Annotated in this window: 21 protein-coding genes; 9 read left to right on the top strand and 12 right to left on the bottom strand. The window is 71.6% G+C overall.

Annotated features, from left to right (window positions below):
* Position 1: 1 nt before the first annotated feature.
* On the top strand, positions 2-691 hold the full coding sequence (locus tag JMF97_RS00680) for a potassium channel family protein (RefSeq protein ID WP_203219764.1): 690 nt from the start codon (positions 2-4) through the stop codon (positions 689-691).
* Between the two features lie 18 nt (positions 692-709).
* On the opposite strand, the gene JMF97_RS00685 is transcribed toward JMF97_RS00680, so the two are convergent.
* From JMF97_RS00685 to dut, 4 genes are all read right to left on the bottom strand, one after another.
* Positions 710-1,393, bottom strand: a complete 684-nt coding sequence (locus JMF97_RS00685) for a DUF3159 domain-containing protein (RefSeq protein WP_013732305.1) — start codon at positions 1,391-1,393, stop codon at positions 710-712.
* A 76-nt stretch (positions 1,394-1,469) separates the two neighbouring features.
* Positions 1,470-1,850 carry an OB-fold nucleic acid binding domain-containing protein gene (locus JMF97_RS00690; RefSeq protein WP_102657226.1) on the bottom strand — a complete coding sequence of 127 codons (381 nt, stop codon included), beginning with the start codon at positions 1,848-1,850 and terminating at the stop codon, positions 1,470-1,472.
* Between the two features lie 152 nt (positions 1,851-2,002).
* A complete protein-coding gene (locus tag JMF97_RS00695) occupies positions 2,003-2,653 on the bottom strand; it encodes a DUF3710 domain-containing protein (RefSeq protein WP_203219765.1) in 651 nt (216 codons plus the stop codon).
* Positions 2,650-3,180, bottom strand: a complete 531-nt coding sequence (gene dut, locus JMF97_RS00700) for a dUTP diphosphatase (protein ID WP_013732302.1) — start codon at positions 3,178-3,180, stop codon at positions 2,650-2,652. The genes JMF97_RS00695 and dut overlap by 4 nt, the downstream gene beginning before the upstream one ends.
* A gap of 90 nt (positions 3,181-3,270) precedes the next feature.
* Here dut and JMF97_RS00705 point away from each other — a divergent pair, with 90 nt between their 5' ends.
* Positions 3,271-3,753 carry a DUF3093 domain-containing protein gene (locus JMF97_RS00705; RefSeq protein ID WP_203220269.1) on the top strand — a complete coding sequence of 161 codons (483 nt, stop codon included), beginning with the start codon at positions 3,271-3,273 and terminating at the stop codon, positions 3,751-3,753.
* A 65-nt stretch (positions 3,754-3,818) separates the two neighbouring features.
* On the opposite strand, the gene JMF97_RS00710 is transcribed toward JMF97_RS00705, so the two are convergent.
* Both JMF97_RS00710 and JMF97_RS00715 read right to left on the bottom strand, forming a co-directional pair.
* The gene (locus tag JMF97_RS00710) at positions 3,819-4,628 is read right to left on the bottom strand and encodes a hypothetical protein (protein WP_203219766.1); all 810 of its coding nucleotides are present in this window, start codon (positions 4,626-4,628) and stop codon (positions 3,819-3,821) included.
* A 211-nt stretch (positions 4,629-4,839) separates the two neighbouring features.
* Positions 4,840-5,136, bottom strand: a complete 297-nt coding sequence (locus JMF97_RS00715) for a DUF4193 domain-containing protein (protein ID WP_007075406.1) — start codon at positions 5,134-5,136, stop codon at positions 4,840-4,842.
* Between the two features lie 427 nt (positions 5,137-5,563).
* On the opposite strand from JMF97_RS00715, the gene JMF97_RS00720 reads away from it, so the two are divergent.
* Positions 5,564-6,079 (top strand): LytR C-terminal domain-containing protein, encoded by a 516-nt coding sequence (locus JMF97_RS00720; RefSeq protein WP_203220270.1) that lies wholly within the window; start codon positions 5,564-5,566, stop codon positions 6,077-6,079.
* Between the two features lie 159 nt (positions 6,080-6,238).
* On the opposite strand, the gene JMF97_RS00725 is transcribed toward JMF97_RS00720, so the two are convergent.
* A complete protein-coding gene (locus JMF97_RS00725) occupies positions 6,239-7,057 on the bottom strand; it encodes an inositol monophosphatase family protein (protein WP_203219767.1) in 819 nt (272 codons plus the stop codon).
* Between the two features lie 284 nt (positions 7,058-7,341).
* Between JMF97_RS00725 and JMF97_RS00730 the strand changes: the two genes are divergently transcribed.
* Both JMF97_RS00730 and JMF97_RS00735 read left to right on the top strand, forming a co-directional pair.
* Positions 7,342-8,949 carry an RNA polymerase sigma factor gene (locus JMF97_RS00730; RefSeq protein ID WP_013732297.1) on the top strand — a complete coding sequence of 536 codons (1,608 nt, stop codon included), beginning with the start codon at positions 7,342-7,344 and terminating at the stop codon, positions 8,947-8,949.
* A gap of 243 nt (positions 8,950-9,192) precedes the next feature.
* Positions 9,193-9,426 (top strand): DUF7455 domain-containing protein, encoded by a 234-nt coding sequence (locus tag JMF97_RS00735; RefSeq protein ID WP_013732296.1) that lies wholly within the window; start codon positions 9,193-9,195, stop codon positions 9,424-9,426.
* Positions 9,427-9,603: 177 nt separating this feature from the next.
* Here JMF97_RS00735 and JMF97_RS00740 read toward each other — a convergent pair whose 3' ends face one another.
* From JMF97_RS00740 to JMF97_RS00750, 3 genes are all read right to left on the bottom strand, one after another.
* On the bottom strand, positions 9,604-11,334 hold the full coding sequence (locus JMF97_RS00740; protein WP_203219768.1) for a DEAD/DEAH box helicase: 1,731 nt from the start codon (positions 11,332-11,334) through the stop codon (positions 9,604-9,606).
* Positions 11,335-11,534: 200 nt separating this feature from the next.
* Positions 11,535-12,191, bottom strand: a complete 657-nt coding sequence (locus JMF97_RS00745) for a trimeric intracellular cation channel family protein (RefSeq protein ID WP_203219769.1) — start codon at positions 12,189-12,191, stop codon at positions 11,535-11,537.
* A gap of 28 nt (positions 12,192-12,219) precedes the next feature.
* Positions 12,220-12,438 carry a DUF3039 domain-containing protein gene (locus JMF97_RS00750; RefSeq protein ID WP_013732293.1) on the bottom strand — a complete coding sequence of 73 codons (219 nt, stop codon included), beginning with the start codon at positions 12,436-12,438 and terminating at the stop codon, positions 12,220-12,222.
* Between the two features lie 88 nt (positions 12,439-12,526).
* On the opposite strand from JMF97_RS00750, the gene JMF97_RS00755 reads away from it, so the two are divergent.
* Both JMF97_RS00755 and JMF97_RS00760 read left to right on the top strand, forming a co-directional pair.
* Positions 12,527-13,459, top strand: a complete 933-nt coding sequence (locus JMF97_RS00755) for a pseudouridine-5'-phosphate glycosidase (protein WP_203219770.1) — start codon at positions 12,527-12,529, stop codon at positions 13,457-13,459.
* 130 nt (positions 13,460-13,589) lie between these two features.
* Positions 13,590-14,468, top strand: coding sequence for a carbohydrate kinase family protein (locus JMF97_RS00760; RefSeq protein ID WP_203220271.1), 879 nt, complete (start codon positions 13,590-13,592; stop codon positions 14,466-14,468).
* 86 nt (positions 14,469-14,554) lie between these two features.
* Here JMF97_RS00760 and JMF97_RS00765 read toward each other — a convergent pair whose 3' ends face one another.
* A complete protein-coding gene (locus tag JMF97_RS00765; protein ID WP_013732290.1) occupies positions 14,555-14,911 on the bottom strand; it encodes a DUF3099 domain-containing protein in 357 nt (118 codons plus the stop codon).
* Between the two features lie 104 nt (positions 14,912-15,015).
* On the opposite strand from JMF97_RS00765, the gene JMF97_RS00770 reads away from it, so the two are divergent.
* Complete coding sequence (locus tag JMF97_RS00770; protein WP_307816715.1) at positions 15,016-15,315, top strand: hypothetical protein; 300 nt, start codon at positions 15,016-15,018, stop codon at positions 15,313-15,315.
* A gap of 2 nt (positions 15,316-15,317) precedes the next feature.
* Positions 15,318-15,629 (top strand): hypothetical protein, encoded by a 312-nt coding sequence (locus tag JMF97_RS00775; RefSeq protein ID WP_043723428.1) that lies wholly within the window; start codon positions 15,318-15,320, stop codon positions 15,627-15,629.
* A 42-nt stretch (positions 15,630-15,671) separates the two neighbouring features.
* On the opposite strand, the gene JMF97_RS00780 is transcribed toward JMF97_RS00775, so the two are convergent.
* Positions 15,672-16,253 (bottom strand): HhH-GPD-type base excision DNA repair protein, encoded by a 582-nt coding sequence (locus JMF97_RS00780; RefSeq protein WP_013732287.1) that lies wholly within the window; start codon positions 16,251-16,253, stop codon positions 15,672-15,674.
* Between the last annotated feature and the right edge of the window lie 103 nt (positions 16,254-16,356).

Raw genomic sequence — 16,356 nt, forward strand, 5'->3', positions numbered from 1 at the left:
CATGCGGATCGCCATCGCCGGCGCGGGCAACGTGGGCCGTTCCATCGCCCAGGAACTGATCGAGAACGGCCACCAGGTGATGCTGATCGAGCGGCAGCCCCGGATGCTGCGGCCCGAACGGGTGCCGGACGCCCGCTGGGTGCTCGCCGACGCCTGCGAGCTGACCAGCCTGGAGGAGGCCGACCTGGCCAGCTGCGACGTGGTGGTCGCGGCCACCGGGGACGACAAGGCCAACCTGGTGGTCTCGCTGCTGGCCAAGACGGAGTTCGCGGTGCCCCGGGTGGTCGCCCGGATCAACCGGGCCGAGAACGAGTGGCTGTTCACCGAGCAGTGGGGCGTGGACGTCGCGGTCAGCAAGCCGCGCGTGATGGCCGCCCTGGTCGAGGAGGCGGTGACCGTCGGCGACCTGGTACGGCTGATGACGTTCCGACAGGGCGAGGCGAACCTGGTCGAGATCACGTTGCCGCCCACCGCGCCGTACGTCGGTCAGCCGTTGCGGGCGGTGCCGCTGCCCCGCGACGCCGCGCTGGTGGCGATCCTGCGTGGCAAGCGGGTGCTGGTGCCCAGCCCGGACGATCCGATCGAGGCCGGCGACGAGCTGATCTTCGTCTGCACCACCGAGGTGGAGGACGCGGTCCGCGCGGTGGTGCTCGGCCCGGACAGCGTCGAGCGGACCCGCGAGTCACGCTAAGCGGCGCGGCTGCGCCGGTCAGCTGCCGGGCAGCGGCGTCGGCTCGTTGTTGCGGGTGACCCGACGCACCGTCCAGACCGTGATCAACAGCAGCATGACGTACGGCGGGTAACCCAACGCCAGGCGGGCCACGCCGAGCGCGGTGTCCTGCTCGGCGAGGTAGAGGGCGGCCTGCACACCTACCTTGGCCAGCCAGACCACTCCCCAGAGCACGGTCAGCCCGGTGAAGGTCCGCACCAGCTTCGGGTCGTCCCGCCAGGCGGAGCTGCCCTTGGCCACCAGCACCGACCAGAGCCAGCCGACCAGCGGCTGACGGATCGCCGCGGAGGCCAGCAGGGCCAGCCCGTACCCGATGCCGTAGAGGATGCCGGGGAGGTAGAAGTCGCGGGCCTCGCCGGTGCGCCAGGCGATGGCGGCACCGATGCCGATGCCGAACAGCCCGTTGACGGCGTGCCGCACCGGCTTGCGCTGGGCCAGCCGCAGCCCACCGATGAGCACCGCCACGCCGACCGAGGCGATCACCGCGGGGCGCAGCGCGCCGACGATGTTGACGACCACGAAGACCACGACCGGGATGCTGGACTCGACCAGCCCCCGCCAACCGCCGAGCTGGTCGGCCATCTGCTCGGCGACGGTGGGCAGCCGCTCCTCGTCGCCGGGGCCGGTGTCCGGTTGGGTGGCCGGTTGCTGTCCGGTGGTCATCGCCCGCCTTTCCGAGGCAGTCGGTGCTGTCGTGCCGGGATGTCCGGCCAGTCTCTCATCCGCCGGGCCGCAGGCGTCACGTCGACGGTTCCAACTCGTAGTACGGGTTGTAGATCACCTTACGGTCGTCCCGCAGCGCGACCCGCCCCCGCGCGGTCAGGTGTCGTCCCGGCTCGATCCCGGTGATGTGTCGCCGGCCGAGCCAAACCAGGGTGACGACGTCACTGCCGTCGTAGAGATCCGCCTCCAGCGCCGGCTGGTTGGTCCGGGGCGTGTAGACGACGGTACGCAACCGTCCGGCGACGGAGACCACCTGACCGCGCATGCACTGGGTCACCGGCACCCCGCCGCAGCGGGCGCTCTCCTGCTGCAACTGCTGGGCCTCGATCTCGGCCTCGCTGGCGGTGAACCGGCGCAGCATCCGCCGCAGCGAACCCTGACCCTCGTCGGTGGTCATGACCTCCGCGTCACCCTCTCCACACCGGCCGACCCGTGCCGGCACCCGGCCGCCCCGGCGGGACCGGGACGACTCACGCCAGCGTACGCCGACGCGAGGCCGTCCCGATGCCGACGAGGTACGCCCGGACGGTGCGCAACGGCAGACGCCCCTCAGCTCGCGCCGGGTGCCGCGTCCGCGGCGGCGGCCTGCTCGCCCGCCTCACGCGGCAGCCGCAGCGGCAGCGGCTCGCGTACCGGCTTGGCCTCCATCCCGCGATCCACGACCAGCCCTTCCATGCACCGGGCCAACGCTCCGGCCGCCGCCGGATTGGTCGCCGCCTCGCCCTGGTAGACCGCGCGGACCATCCAGCGCGGCCCGTCGATGCCGACGAACCGCAGGTCGGTCAGACCGTCCTCGGTACGGACCCGGGCCCGCAGCTCGGTGCCGTACTCGCCGGTCACCTCCTGCGCGGCGGCGCCGTCGTTGAACAGCGACTGGCGGATCTCCTCGCGCACCTCGTCCCAGATCCCCTCGCTGCGCGGGGCGGCGAAGACACCGAGCTGCAGGGCGCTCTGCCCGTGCACCAGGACGACCTGCTGGATCACGCCCTGCGGGTCGGCCTGCACCCGCACCTCGACGTCGGGCACCGCCGGAATCTGGATACTGCCCAGGTCGAGCCGCTGCACCCCGGCGGGTGCCTCGCTGACGTCGTACGGGCCGCGCGCGGGCTCGGCCGGAGCCGCCTCGACGGTGTCCGGGGCCTCGACAGCCCGCTCGTCACTGGCGTGCCGTCCCGTGGCTCGCTTCCGGGAGAAGATCACTGGGTCCATCCTCCGCTGTTCACACTCACCGTGCCATCGTTTCCGTCCGCGCCGTCGGTCGCCCGCGGCGGCACCAGACCGGCGTGTCCGCCGGTGGAGCCGTGCCCACCGCTACCGCGTCCGGACGCGGGCAGCTCGGCCACCGGCTGGAAGGCCGCCCGTTCCACCCGTTGCACAACGAGTTGTGCGATCCGGTCGCCTCGGGAGATCTTCACTGGCACAGCCCGATCATGGTTGATCAGGTTGACCAGGATCTCACCCCGGTAGCCGGCGTCGACCGTACCGGGCGCGTTGAGCACCGTCACGCCGAGTCTGGCCGCGAGCCCCGATCGGGGGTGGACCAGGCCCACGTACCCCTCGGGCAGCGCGATCGCCACGCCGGTCGGCACCAGCGCCCAGCCGCCGGGTGGCAGCTCGACGTCGGCGGCCGCCACCAGGTCGGCACCGGCGTCACCGGGATGGGCGTACGCGGGCAGCGGCAGCTCGGGGTCGAGCTGCCGGACCAGCACGGGTACCACGTCGGTCACGGTTCCCTCTTTCGTCATCTGCGCCGGGGTGACCCTGCCATCCTGCCCGGTACCCCGGCGGTCGCGCGCCGTACCCTGGTATGAGTGAGCGTGTCACCCTCCCACACCGCACCATCCGTCCCGGCGTACGCCGAGCGGCTCCGGCTGCCCTGGTGGCTGTGGCTGGCCGGACTGGCCACCGCCGCCCTGCTCGCGGTGGAGTTGTGGATGGGCGCGACCGGCGTACGGGCCTGGTTGCCGTTCGTCGTGCTGCTGCCGGCCGCTGCCGCCGGTCTGGCCTGGCTGGGTCGGATCCGGATCGCGGTGGCCGACAGCGAGTTCCGGGTCGACGACGCCCGGCTGCCGGTGCGGTTCGTCGCCGACGTCGTCGCCCTGGACGCCGAGGGGCGTCGTGAGGTGCTCGGTGTCGGAGCCGATCCGCTGGCCTTCGTCGTGCAACGGCCCTGGATCTCCGGCGCCGTCCAGGTGGTCCTCGACGATCCGGACGACCCCACCCCGTTCTGGGTGGTCAGTACCCGCCACCCGGTGGAGCTGGCCGAGGCCCTGCTGGCCGCCCGCGACGCGACCCGCTGACACCCCGGCCGGCCCGGTCAGCGACCGGGCACCTGTCAGGGGTCGAGCGGTGTCGTGGGGGCGGGTCAGGGGCCGGGTAGTGCGGGCGGGGGGCCGGGCACGGTCGGTGGGGAGCCGGGCAGACTGCGCCGCTGTCGGCGCAGGTCCGAGCGGAGCTGGTCGGCCAGGGTACGGGTGGCCCGCCGGTTCAGGTAGCTCGCCACCGCGGCGCCGGTGAGGAAGGGCCCCAGCGTGGTCAGGTTCCGGCCGAAGCGCTTGAGCAGCGTGTCCCGCAGCTCGCGGCGGGCGGCCGTGCCGAGCACCGCACCGATGCCCACCCCGGGCACCATCGGATTGACCCCGCGTTGGTTGGCCCAGGCCTGCATCAGCGCCACGGCGCGTTGGGCACCACTGGCCGGCAGCGGCGCGCCGTAGATCTCGTGTAGTTCCCCGGTCAGCTTCAGCTCGATGGCCACCACGGCGACCGTCTCGGCGGCGAGCAGGACCGGCGCGGACAGCAGGGTCGGCGTGACCGTCCACTGGACGGCCGAGGCGCCCCCGCCGGCCGCACCGATGCCCGCGGTCGCCCGGGCAGCGTTGCGTACCAGCCGATCGGCCAGCGCCTCGTTGTCCAGGTCGGGAAAGTGCCGGCGCAGGGTGGCCAGGTCACGGATCGGCACGTGCGGGGCGATCTCGGCCACCGTGTCGGTCATCCAGCGCAGCGCCGTCTTCGGCTTGAACAGGCCGCCCACGCCACGGGCCCGGGCCTGCCGGACCAGTCGCCCCAGCAGCTGACGCCGCTTGGCGGGCTCGATCTCGTCGGCGGTCAGGGCGGCGACCGTCGTACCCAGTTCGTCGGCACCGCCGTCGTCGATGCCCGCGCTCCACTCGCTCATGCCGGCGCTCCGTCGCGCGCCACCCGGTGACGCCACCGCCGCACGCCGATGGTTCGTTCGTTCACTGCCCCGACCTCCCCGGCTGGACGACCGCCGGCACGGCGGCCACCCCATTACGAGTGAAGCAGGTCGATCGGCGCGGCGCTCGCCGAGCCGGGCAGCGGCGGCTCCCCAGGGAAGCCGCCGCTGTGCGGTGGTGTCGTACGTTCGGTCAGACGCACTCTCGACAGATCAGCTCGCCGTTGCGCTCGACCGCCAGTTGGCTGCGGTGGTGCACGAGGAAGCAGCGAGCACAGCGGAACTCGTCCTGCTGCATCGGCAGCACCTTGACCGTCAGCTCCTCGTCGGCCAGGTCAGCACCAGGCAACTCGAAGCTCTCAGCCACTTCGGCCTCGTCGACGTCCACGGCGCCCGACTGCGAGTCGACACGCCGGGCCTTCAGCTCTTCCAGGCTGTCCTCGCCGAGGTCGACCTCGTCGCGGCGCGGGGCGTCGTAGTCGGTGGCCATCGGTTTCACTCTCCCATTTCGATGTTGTCGCTTCCGGTTGTAACGCCGGACGACGCTGTTTCGGTTCCGCTGGCCGGCCACCGCTAGTGTCGGCCACCCGACCCGACGACCGCTCGGGCCAGTCCGCCAAGAGAATCTCCCGGCGAGCGCGGAACCCTACCCCCCCTTTGGGCGAGGCATGTATACCGCCCTCGTGGCTGAGATGTACGCCCCTGCGCGGGAACTTGTTCCCAATGTGACTCAGGCGACACGAAGATAGGGGTAGTACTACCCGCTTCTCGGATGGCGCGCCGGCATGTCGGACTGTTTCCACGCGACGGTCGGACAACGGTTAACCTCAGCGGCGTACCAGACGGCCGCCGGCCCGACCGTCGTCGGTCGCCGCCACCCAACACTGCCCGGGAGCCCCCTGATGAGCTTTGCGCGAGTGCGAGCACTCGTCATCGTCGGCACGCTGGCGGTGGTCGCCCTGGTCTTCGTCGTGATCGCCGTCGTCCGGGACACCCAGAGTAACGCCGGTACCGCCGAAGGGTGCCCCGAGGACTGGCCCCGCGCCGATGTGACCCTTCGCGACCACAAGGACGTCAAGATCCGCGTGTACAACGGCACCGACCGCCCCGGTCTGGCCGCCAGCGTCGGCGACGACTTCCGTAACCGCGACTTCCAGGTGGAGAAGGAAGCAAACGAGAAGAAGCAGATCGACGACGTGGCGGTGCTGCGCTACGGCCCGAAGGGCGTCGGGTCGGCCCACCTGCTGCGGGCGTACTTCCTGGGCAACGCCGCACTGGAGTACGACGTCGAGCGTCCGGACGACGTCGTCGACGTCGTCCTCGGCAACAGCTTCCAGCAGTTGGCCACCACCACCGAGGTCAACCAGTCCATCGGTGACCTCGGCGCGCCGGTCGCACCGCCGGGTTCCTGCCCGATGCCGGTCGACAACTGACTCCGGCCACCCGGCCACTCGAATCCCGTGACGTGGACAGCGCGCTCGACCGGACGGACGGATCTCACCGGCCGCCCGGTCGAATCGCTGCTCAACCGGCCGGCCGGCACCGGCGGGTCGACGCGAGACGACCGGCTCGACGATGACCGCCGAACGGCGTCAGGGTCCGCCGTCGGCGTCCAGGTCGACCAGGCGATCGTGCAGCGGGGCGAAGATCGCCGGCGGTGCGGCGATGACCATGTCCGGGCCGGGTGCGCGCCCGCCGAGGCCACCGACCCGCAGACCGGCCTCGGCGGCGACCAGCGCTCCGGCCGCCTGGTCCCAGGCCGCCAGCCCCTTCTCGTAGTAGGCGTCGGCTCGGCCCTCGGCGACCAGGCAGAGGTCGATGGCGGCGGCACCGAGCCGACGGATGTCCCGCACGTGCGGGATCAGCTCGGCCACCACCCGGGCCTGGTGTGCTCGGCGGGCCGGGTCGTAGCCGAATCCCGTGATCACCAGCGTCTGTCCGAGGTCGGTCTCGGTGGAGCAGCGCAGCCGTCGGCCGTCCCGCCAGGCGCCGCCGCCGAGCGTGGCGGTCCACTCCTCGCCGGTGTGGATGTTGCGCACCACACCCGCCACGACCTCGCCGTCGACCTCCGCGGCGATGGAGACCGCGGAGTGCGCCAGCCCGTACAGGTAGTTGACCGTGCCGTCGATGGGATCCACGATCCAGCGCACCCGGGTCGAGGCGTCGCTGCCCGGTCCCGCCGCGCCGTACTCCTCGCCCAACATGGCGTCGTCCGGCCGCAGCCGCCGCAGCGCGTCGCTGATCTGGCGCTCGACGGCCCGGTCGGCGGCGGTCACCACGTCGGTGACGGTGCTCTTGGTCGCCGTGACCGAGACACCCTCGGCCCGCATCCGGTACGCCGTGGCGGCGGCGTCCCGGGCCACGTCGACCGCGATTTCCAACAGTTCCGGTGCCGACGAGCGATCCATCATCCGTCCCCTTCCCGCACGGCCGGGTATCCGGGTCGCACGCGGGTATCATCCTTACAAAGTCCACAAGCACACCGAATCGGCGGCCCCGGTCGCCGATCAGCCGTGCGGCGCAGGATGATCGCCGCAGACGGCGTTACAATTCACCCCTGCCCACGCGCCACGGACGACCGAACGACCGGTCGGCCGGGGACACGGGGGTTCCTCAACCACATCGCCCGGCACGGTGCACCACTCTGCGCCGGACGATCCGGCCGTGCTCGCTCTTCGCCTCCGGAAGGTCATTCGTGACAGAACCCCGCCAGACCGGCGCCGACGTTCGCTCGCTCACCGACACCCTGATCGCCCACGCGCAGAGCGCCGGCGGCCAGCTCACGTCGGCCCAGCTCGCGCGCACCGTCGAGTCCGCCGAGGTGACTCCGGCCCAGGCCAAGAAGATCCTGCGGGCGCTCTCCGAGGCTGGAGTGACCGTGGTGGTCGACGGCTCGGCCAGCACCCGCCGTCGGGTCGCCGCCGCTCGCTCCGCGACCCCGGCCTCCCGCGCCACCACCGCCAAGACCACCAAGAAGGCGGCACCGCCTGCCCCGAAGCAGGCGCCCGCGGCCGAGGAGGCCACCGCGCCGGCGCCCCGTAAGGCGACCTCGCGCAAGACCACCGGCACCACGGCCGAGGTGGCCGCCAAGGCCGCCGTACCGGCCAAGAAGTCCACCCGGGCCACCAAGGCGACGGTGGCCGCCGCGAGCGCGGCGAAGCCCACCAAGGCGGCCGGCAAGGCCAAGGGCGAGGGCGCCGAGGGCGACGTCGACCCCGAGGAACTCGCCGCCGAGATCGAGGACGTGGTGGTCGAGGAGCCGGCCGAGCTGGCCCAGGCTGCCGAGGCCGACGCGGCGAGCTCCGCCAGCGACAACGACTTCGAGTGGGACGACGAGGAGTCCGAGGCCCTCAAGCAGGCCCGCCGGGACGCCGAGCTGACCGCCTCGGCCGACTCGGTCCGGGCGTACCTCAAGCAGATCGGCAAGGTTCCGCTGCTCAACGCGGAGCAGGAGGTGGAGCTGGCCAAGCGGATCGAGGCCGGCCTCTACGCCGCCGAGCGTCTGCGGGCCGCCGAGGAGGGCGAGGAGAAGCTCGCCCGCGACATGCAGCGTGACCTGCTCTGGATCTCCCGCGACGGCGAGCGGGCGAAGAACCACCTGCTGGAGGCGAACCTCCGGCTGGTCGTCTCGCTCGCGAAGCGCTACACGGGTCGTGGCATGGCCTTCCTCGACCTCATCCAGGAAGGCAACCTCGGCCTCATCCGCGCCGTCGAGAAGTTCGACTACACCAAGGGCTACAAGTTCTCCACCTACGCCACCTGGTGGATCCGCCAGGCCATCACCCGCGCCATGGCCGACCAGGCCCGCACCATCCGCATCCCGGTGCACATGGTCGAGGTGATCAACAAGCTGGGTCGGATCCAGCGCGAGCTGCTCCAGGACCTGGGCCGCGAGCCCACCCCGGAGGAGCTGGCCAAGGAGATGGACATCACACCGGAGAAGGTGCTGGAGATCCAGCAGTACGCCCGGGAGCCCATCTCGCTCGACCAGACCATCGGCGACGAGGGCGACAGCCAGCTCGGTGACTTCATCGAGGATTCCGAAGCTGTGGTGGCGGTCGACGCGGTTTCCTTCTCGCTGCTGCAGGATCAGCTCCAGCAGGTGCTCCAGACGTTGTCCGAGCGTGAGGCGGGTGTGGTACGCCTGCGGTTCGGCCTGACCGACGGGCAACCGCGCACCCTGGACGAGATCGGGCAGGTCTACGGCGTGACCCGGGAGCGCATCCGACAGATCGAATCCAAGACCATGTCCAAGCTGCGCCACCCGTCCCGTTCCCAGGTACTCCGCGACTACCTCGACTGATCAGCAATCGTCAACCGATCGTGTCGTTTTGATCACCTGGCGTCAACGCCGGATGGTGATCAGGCGGTTGCACGAATGTGATCGTTGACGTGGCACCCTGGGTGCACGGCACACTGTCGGTGCCAGGTGTGACCTCGGTCCCCCGGGGGCACACAGGGAAGGCGAGGCCCGACATGGGTGTTGCACGATAGGTGACCAAGACCGAAGAGAGTGTTCATCGGTGACGACCAGAGGAGGAAGGCGATGACCCCGACCCTCACGCCGCCGCCCGAGACGGTGAGCCCCCCGGCCGCCGATGAACGGTGCGACCGCTGCAATGCCGCTGGCAAGCTTCGGATCACCCTCGCGGGTGGCAGTGAGTTGGTGTTCTGTGGACACCACGCCAACAAGTACGCCGAGGATCTCGTGAAGATCACCGTGCGGTACGCGACGGACCCGGAGTTCTCCTGGCGTGGTGCCGACCTGATCTCCAACTGAGATCCATAACCCGACATAAGCGGCCGGAGGCATCCAAAGGATGCCTCCGGCCGCTTTATACCCACCCTCGCACTTGTTGATCAAGAGGTTTGCGTCGCGCTCACCCCGGTGTCGCGACGCAAACCTCTTGATCACCGGGGCGAAAGCAACGGGAGGAAGCGGCGGGCCAGACCTGGGTTAGAGGGTTTGGACGGTGGCTATGCGTTCTTCCAGTTGTTCGATGGTGGCTTGGGCGCTGGGGGGGCCGCCGCAGAGGCGGCGGAGTTCGGCGTGGATCTTGCCGTGGGGTTGACCGGTGCGGTGGTGGCGGGCGGCGACCAGGGCGTTGAGTTGTCGGCGCAGCGCCACCCGGCGCTGGGCGGCGCTCATCGGGGCCGGTGGGGCCGCCACCGGGGCCGACGCCTCGGACTGCCGTTCGGCGGCGCGGCGGCGTTGGGCGGCCAACTGCTCGGCCTGCCGCTTGGACAGCAGCGCGGCGACCTGGTCCGCGGTCAGCAGGCCCGGCAACCCCAGGTATTCCTCCTCCTCCGGGGTGCCCGCCTGGGCGGCCGTACCGAACGAGGCGCCGTCGAAGATCACCTGGTCCAGTTCGGCGGTGGCCGACAGGGCGGCGAAGCGCTTCTCCAACTCGCCGCTGGCCTGCTCGTCCCGCTGGGCCCGCTCCAGCAGGTCGTCGTCGAAGCCCTCCCGGTCCTTCGGCTTGCCGAGCACGTGGTCCCGCTCGGTCTCCATCTCGCTGGCCAGCCCGAGCAGGTGCGGCACGCTGGGCAGGAAGACCGACGCGGTCTCCCCCGGCCGGCGGGCCCGGACGAACCGCCCGATGGCCTGGGCGAAGTACAGCGGGGTGCTGGCGCTGGTGGCGTAGACCCCGACGGCCAGCCGGGGGATGTCCACCCCCTCGGAGACCATCCGCACCGCGACCAGCCAGCGCTGCTCAGAGGCCGCGAACGTCGCGATCCGGGCCGAGGCGCCCACGTCGTCGGAGAGCACCACGGCGGCCTTCTCCCCGGTCACCTGCTCGATGAGCTTGGCGTACGACCGGGCGGCCTGCTGGTCGGTGGCGATGACCAGGCCACCGGCGTCCGGCATGCCGGCCTCCCGGAGCACGCTCAGCCGGGCGTCGGCGGCGCGCAGCACCTGCGGCATCCAGTCACCGGCCGGGTCCAGGGCGGTACGCCACGCCTGGGCGACGAGATCCTGCGTCATCGGCTCCCCCAGCCGCGCCGCCAACTCCTCACCGGCGTTGGTGCGCCACCGGGTCTCCCCCGAGTACGCCAGGAACAGCACGGGTCGCACCACGCCCTCGCGGAGCGCGTCGGAGTAGCCGTAGACCGAGTCGGCCCGGGAGCGCAGCAGACCGTCCTCGCCGCGTTCGTAGCTGACGAAGGGGATCGGGTTGTCGTCCGAGCGGAACGGGGTACCGGTCAGCATCAGCCGGCGTACCGCGGGCTCGAAGGCGGCCTTCACCCCGTCGCCCCAGGTACGGGAATCGCCCGCGTGGTGGATCTCGTCCAGGATGACGAGCGTTCGCCGGGTCATGGTGCGCCGCCGGTGCACGTGGGGGGCCATCCCGACCTGCGCGTAGGTGACCACCGCGCCGTGGAAGTCGGCCGAGGAGTGCAGATCGGCGTTACGGAACGCGGCGTCGAGCTGGATGCCGACCCGGGCCGCGGACTCCGCCCACTGGATCTTCAGATGCTCGGTCGGGGCGACCACCGTGACCGCCTCGACGGTGCCGTCGGCCAGCAGTTCGGCGGCGATCCGCAGGGCGAAGGTGGTCTTACCCGCGCCAGGCGTGGCGACCGCGGTGAAATCCTCGCTGCGTCGGCGCAGGTACTCCACCAATGCCTTGCGCTGCCAGGCGCGCAGGGGCGGGAACGACTCGAGCGCCGGCGTCCGGGCTGCCACGCGTTAGCTCCTCTCCGATGCGCACGATGGCCCGACCGCAGGCCTACGAACCGGGCCGAGGGGCACGTCAGCCGCCCCATGAAAACGCCTCCGCGCACCGATGGCCGCGAAGGCCGACTCAGCATAACCAGCAGCGGCCCCGAGCCCCACTCGACGCCACACCGGCGCTGGGTGCCGTGCACCACTGCAACCGGCAGACCCTAGTCGGGTGGGCCGGGAATGCCGCCGGTGCGGGGTGGTGGCCGCAGCGCCGCCACCGGCGCCGACCAGCGGCGCCGCAAGGCCACCAGGCGTACGCCGAAGACCAGCAGCACCGCCGCGACGAGCGGGATCGGCCCGGCGTATCCCAGGCCGTCGAGGAGAACCACCACGATCGAACCGGCGAGCGCCGCCACGGCGTAGATCTCCCGCCGCAGTACGACCGGGATCTCGCCGGTCAGCAGGTCGCGACAGAGTCCGCCGCCGATCGCGGTGATCATGCCGATCAGGCAGGCGCCCACCGGCGGCACCTGGGCGTCGAGGGCCTTGAGGGTACCGGCGACGGTGAACAGGCCGAGCCCGGCCGCGTCCAGCACCAGCACGGTGGTACGGAGCCGGGCGAACTGCGGGTGCAGCCAGAAGATCGCCCCGGCGGTCACTGCGGCGGTGGTCGCGTACCGCCAGTCGGCGAAGGCCAGCGGCGGAACCTCGTCGATCACCAGATCACGGACGATCCCGCCACCGAGGGCGGCGACGAAGCCGACGAAGACGACACCGAACAGGTCGAGCCGTTTGGCCACCGCAGCGGAAGCACCCGAGGCGGCAAAGACCGCGACCCCGGCCAGGTCGGCCAGGAGAAGGGCGGTGGAGGTGGTCACCGCCGCAGGTTACGCGGCCGACGCGGGCTCACTCGGTGTACGAGTCGTAGATCTCCTTGCACTTCGGGCAGACCGGCGAGCCCGGTTTGGGGGTTTTCGTCACCGGAAACTTCTCCCCACACAGCGCCACGACGAACGTGCCCATGACGGCGCTCTCGGCGATCTTTTCCTTCCGGACGTAGTGGAACATCTCCGGACCAGTGTCGGCGTCCTTCAGTTCCGGACGCTCGAGAACCTGTGCACTCACGTCTACACCTCCAACCCACAAGTCTGGCAGGTCACCTGACCCCGGTCCACCTGAGGTACGCGGCGTGCCGGCAGTACGGTGGGCGACTGTGACCAACTTTCATCTTCGCTACGGCACCGAGGTGGCCGAGGCGCTGCGCCAACACCGTCCAGTGGTCGCGCTGGAAAGCACAATCGTCTCGCACGGCCTGCCCCGACCGGACAATCTGACGGTGGCCCGCCAGATCGAACAGGCCGTCCGGGACGCGGGGGCGGTGCCGGCCACCATCGGCATGGTCGCCGGTGAGCTGGTGGTGGGCCTCGACGACGCCGAGTTGACCCGGTTGGCCACCGCCGACGGCGTGACCAAGCTTTCCGTACGCGATCTCGCCGTGGCTGCGGCGACCGGCGCGGACGGCGCCACCACGGTGGCCGCGACCAGTGCGCTCGCCGCCGCCGCGGGGATCAGGGTGTTCGCCACGGGTGGCCTCGGCGGGGTGCACCGTGAGGCGGCACAGACCTTCGACGAGTCGGCCGACCTGGTCGCGCTGGCCTCGACGCCGATCGCCGTGGTGTGTGCCGGGGTCAAGTCGATCCTCGACGTGGGCGCGACGCTGGAACGCCTGGAAACCCTCGGGGTGACCGTCGTCGGCTACCGCACTCGCCGGTTCCCGGGCTTCTTCATCACCGACAGCGGCTTCGACCTGGACTGGTCCGCCGACTCCCCGGAGTTGATCGCCGACATCCTGGCCGCTCGGGAGCAGCACGGGGTCCAGCACGGCGGTCTGGTCGTCGCGCACCCGCTGCCCACCGACGAGCAGCTGGATCCGCAGCTGCACGACCGTACGCTCGCCGAAGGGCTGGCCCGGCTGGAGCGCGACGGGATCAGCGGCAAGGCCGTGACGCCGTACCTGCTGGCGCACTTCCACTCGGCCACGCAGGGCGCGAGCCTGGCGGTCAACGTCCGGATCATCCTGCGCAACGCCGACCTCGCCGCCCGGATCGCGGTCGCCGCCGCCCGCCGCGCGGACCTCGCGGCGTGACCGCGAACAGCGCGCCGGCCCTGCGAGCCGCGCAGCCACGAACCCTGGCGGAGCCGTGAGCGAGCGGACCGCCGGGCGGGACACCGGTGCCGTCGGCACACCGGACGCGGCCAGCCGTACCGGTCGGGTCATCGTTGTCGGTGACGTGATCACGGACGTGGTGGCGGTGCTGACCGGCCCGCTCGCGACCGGCTCGGACACGGCGGCGGCGATCCAGTTCACCGGGGGCGGCCAGGCCGCCAACACGGCCTCCTGGCTCGCCGCGCAGGGTGTGCCGGTGACGCTTGTCGCCGCGGTCGGCGACGACACCGCGGGACGGGACCGGGTGGCGGAGCTGACCACCGCGGGGGTCGACTGCGTGGTGGCCCGGGTACCCGGCTGTGCCACCGGAACGGTGATCGTGCTGGCCGTGGGCGACGAACGCACCATGGTGACCGAACGCGGGGCGAACGTCCGGTTGACGCCCGAGCACGTCGACATGGCGCTGGCCGCCGCCGAGGACGCGACCCATCTGCATCTGTCCGGCTATGCCCTGCTGGACGCCGGCTCCCGGCCGGCCGGGCTGCACGCGCTGAAGGTCGCCCGCCAGCGCGGCATGACGACAAGCGTCGACGCGGCCTCGGCCGCACCGCTGCGAGCGGTCGGTGCGGCAGCCTTCCTGTCCTGGATACGCGAGGTCGACCTGCTGCTGGTGAACACCGACGAGGCGGCGGTGCTGGCCGGTGGCCTCGACCCGGTGGCCCAGGCACGCGCGCTTGTCGCCTCGGCCCGGCGGGTGGTGGTCAAGCAGGGCGCGGCCGGCGCGACCTGGGTGGACCGGAAGCCGACAATCGTCACCATCCCCGCCCGCCGGGTGGCGGTGGTCGACGTGACCGGAGCCGGTGACGCCTTCGCCGCCGGACTGCTGACCGGATGGCTGGCCGGCGCCGCGCCGCACGCCGCCCTGGAGCGGGCCACCCGCCTCGGCGCGGCGGCGGTGTCCCAGGTCGGTGCCCGCCCGTCCGGCTGACCGGGTAACGCGGACCACGACGACAGCACGGCCTCGCGCGGGGTTGACCGGGATTCCTCCGGCCCCCGCGCGAGCTGCGCCGGCGGTCAGGGCTCGGCGTCGATGACCTTGTGCGGGCGTTCCTCGGCGGTGAGACTCCTCGCCGGGGCCTCCGTCGGCTGGCCGCGGCGGAAGCGGTTGGCGAACCGGTGCTCGTCCTTCGGGGGACGGTCGTTGGCCAGCAGCACCGCCAGCCAGGGGACGATCAGCATGCCCAGCGCCACCAGGGGTAGCCAGAGCCAGAGCAGGGGCGCCTTGGCGCCGACCAGGATCGCGCCGACGACCACGCAGGCCGCCCGGACGCACATCATCATGACGTACCGCCGCTGCCGGGTGGTCAGTTGGTCGTCCTGGCTTCGCGAGGCGTCGGTGATGAGGATCGGTCGGTACGCCTGACGCTTCACCGTGTACCTCCTCGGGGATCCCCACCCATCCTGTCACCACCGCGGCCCGGGCGGCGAGGTTCGTCGGCCCAAGGTTCGTGTTACGTGCGTGGTACGCTCTCGCTGTGGGCAGCCGGTTCAGCTTCACCGACGAGGCGTTGGCCAACCTGCGGGTCTACGACGTCACACCCGGGGAAGTCTGGGCGGGGCTGCACAGCAGCCGACGCGTCATCCGCCACCTCGGTGACGACGTGATGGTGGTGTACGCCACCACCGCCCAGGGGCGGCGGATCGCGGTGCTGCTGGCCGAGGCCGACGGGGCCGACAACGACTGGGACGTCCTGTCCGCCCGCGAGTTGAGTGACGTCGAGGCCAAGCGCTACGACGAGGCGGTACGAAAATCTCCGGAGAGCAGGAGGCGGTGACGATGGACCGTCACGACGCGACCAAGCAGTTCCACAGCGGCGGTGAGCGGCTCGCCGAGTTGATCGACGAGAGCCGAGCCGTGGAGCTTCCCGTCCCCGACACCGACACCCCGATGGTCAGCCGCTCGGTGCGGCTGCCGCTGGAGACCTACGAACGGGTCCGGGCAGCGGCCGACGCCCGAGGCATCGGTGTGACCACCCTGATGCGGCAGTGGATCGAGGCCGGTCTCGCCGACCTGGACGACTCGGCCACCGTCTCGCTGGCCGACGTCCGGCGGGCCATCGCCTCGCTGGCCCAGCCCAGCGCCGCCTGACGATCGACCCGGCCCGGCCGAGGGCGGAAACCCGGCCAGCGGTCAGGCGCCGGTGGCTTTCGCCTTCGCCGCCGCCTTCATCTGCTGCTTGTACTCCCGGACCAGGCGCAGTGACTCGGCGTCGGTGACGTCGGCGACGGAGCGGTGCGCATCCGGGTCGCCGTAGTCGCCCGCCGCCTCCTGCCAGCCGGGCGGCTGCACCCCGAACCGCTTGCCGAGCAGGGCGAGGAAGATCTGCGCCTTCTGCCGACCGAACCCGGGCAGGGCGGCGATGCGGGCGAGCAACTCACGGCCGTCCGCCGCATCGGCCCAGAGCCGGGCCGCATCGCCGTCGTAGTGCGCGACCAGTGCCCGGCACACCTCCTGCACCCGGGCCGCCATCGCCTTCGGGAACCGGTGCAGGGCCGGCGGCTGGGCGAAGAGCGCCACCAGGGCCTCCGGGTCGTACCCGGCGATCTCGCGGGCGTCCAGGTCGTGACCGAGTCGCTGAGTCAGCACGTACGGAGAAGAGAACGCCTTCTCCATCGACACCTGCTGATCAAGAACCATGCCGACGAGCAGGGCCAACGGGTCAGAAACCAGCAGCTGGTTCGCTTGCGGGTCAATGGGCAGTGCGAGCGTCATGGCAGCCATGTTCCCCTACCGGCCCGGGCAACCGACGTCGGACGACCGAGGCGTGTCGAATCCCATCAGCAGGCCGACCTCGGTCCCATGCCAGCAGAGGGAG

The organism is Micromonospora fiedleri, assembly GCF_016774385.1.
GTDB lineage: Bacteria > Actinomycetota > Actinomycetes > Mycobacteriales > Micromonosporaceae > Micromonospora > Micromonospora gifhornensis.